Annotated in this window: 2 protein-coding genes; both read right to left on the bottom strand. The window is 75.5% G+C overall.

What is annotated here, in order from left to right:
* Positions 1-1,249: coenzyme F420-0:L-glutamate ligase (locus tag A5714_RS12225; protein ID WP_068285492.1), on the bottom strand; the 1,249-nt coding region annotated here is incomplete at its 3' end.
* The coding region (locus A5714_RS12220) for a 2-phospho-L-lactate transferase CofD family protein (RefSeq protein WP_197513668.1) at positions 1,246-1,704 on the bottom strand (459 nt) is incomplete at its 5' end. The genes A5714_RS12220 and A5714_RS12225, both read right to left, overlap by 4 nt.

Below are 1,704 nucleotides of genomic sequence, written 5' to 3'. Positions count from 1 at the left end.
CGCGCACCAGGTCCGCGGCGAAGATCGTCGACCCGATCCAGCAGCTGCCCACCCCCCGCACGGCCAGCGCCACCAGCAGGGCCTGCACGGCCGCGCCCACCGCGACGGTGAACATGGTGTGCTCGGCGGCGGTGCGCGCGGCGTCGGGGTAGTCGTGGGCGCCGTCGGGCACCAGCATCGGGATGACGACCTCGGGCGCGTCGTAGAGGATCTGGCCGCGCGCCAGCCGCCGCTCGACGGAATCGGCGGGCCGACCGTCGCCGGTGAGGTCGGCTCGCCACTTGTCCTTCATCCGGTCCAGCAGCCGGACGCGGGTCTCGCGGGTCTGCAGCCAGACGAACCGCACCGGACGGGTGTGGTGAGGGGCCGGCGCGGTGAGCGCCTCGGCGACGGCGGCCTGCACCAGCTCCGCGGGCACGGGCTCGGGGCTGAACCGCCGCACCGACCTGCGCATCAGCTGCGCCTGTTGGCGCCCCAGTTCCAGGGCCTCGGCCGTGCCCAGCCAGAACAGGTCGTCCTCGCCGGGGCGCAGCAGCTGCCGGGCGGTCGAGCCGTCGTCGGTCACGGCGTTCAGCCCGCGCACCACCGCCACCGGCATCGCGGTCAGCTTGCCCTTCACCAGGTCGGCGGCGGCGGCGATCTCGTCGGCGATGGCGATCTCCGTGACGAGCAGCTCGTTGCCGTGCTCGTCGACAGCGCCGGCGTACCCGTGCAGCACCGCCATGCCGGCCGCGCCCACCGCCAGGTCGATCTGCCCGTTGCGCCACGCGCGGCCCATCGTGTCCGTGATGACGACGGCGACGCGCACCCCGAGCCGCTCGCGCAGCCCGGCGCGCAGCCGGGCGGCGCTGGCGTCAGGGTCGACCGGCAGCAGGGCGAGCTCGTCGCGGTGGACGTTGGACCCGTCGACGCCCGCGGCGGCCTGCACCAGGCCGTTGCGGTTCTCGGTGATCAGGGTCTTGCCCTTGCGCGCCAGCACCCGCACGGCCTCGTCGTCGATCAGCCGGCGCCGCAGCCGGTCGCGCTCCTCGGGGTCGCGCGGGGCGGGCACCAGCCGGCCCTCGCACTTGGACACCACCTTGCTCGTGACCACGATGACGTCGCCGTCGCGCAGCCAGGGGGCGGCCGCGGCGACGGCGGCGCCCAGGTCGTCGCCGGGCCGGAACTCGGGCAGCCCGGCGACGGGCAGGATCTCGACGGCGGCCGCGCTGCCGTGTTCGCGGGCCGGCGCCGCGGCGGGGTCGGTCACGCCACCACGCCCGCGAGGTCCAGCCCGGCGCTGACCATCTTGGCCGTCGCCTCCGGGTCGGTCATCAACAGCGGCACCGCGCGCACCGCGACCCCGTCGATGTCGGCGCCGTCGCCGGCGCCGACCAGCCAGCAGTCCAGGATCCCGGTGCCGCGGCGCGCGCCGTAGTGCCGGCCGACGGCCTCGGCGGTGGACTCCACGCCGATCACCGAAAGGCAGGCATCGGCCATGCCGCGCAACGGTTTTCCGGCCACGATCGGCGAGTAGCCGACGACCGGGGCGCGCGCCGAGCGCAGCGCGCCGCGGATGCCGGGGATCGCCAGGATGGCGCCGACGCTGACCACCGGGTTCGACGGCGCCAGCATGATGACGTCGGCGTCGGCGATGGCGGCCAGCACTTCGGTTGTGGCCGCGGCCTTTTCGGCGCCGACGAAGGCGAAGCTGTGGGTGGGCAC

It is taken from the genome of Mycobacterium sp. E2462 (genome assembly GCF_001672685.1).
GTDB lineage: Bacteria > Actinomycetota > Actinomycetes > Mycobacteriales > Mycobacteriaceae > Mycobacterium.
This window is presented reverse-complemented; position numbering and strand designations above follow the sequence as displayed.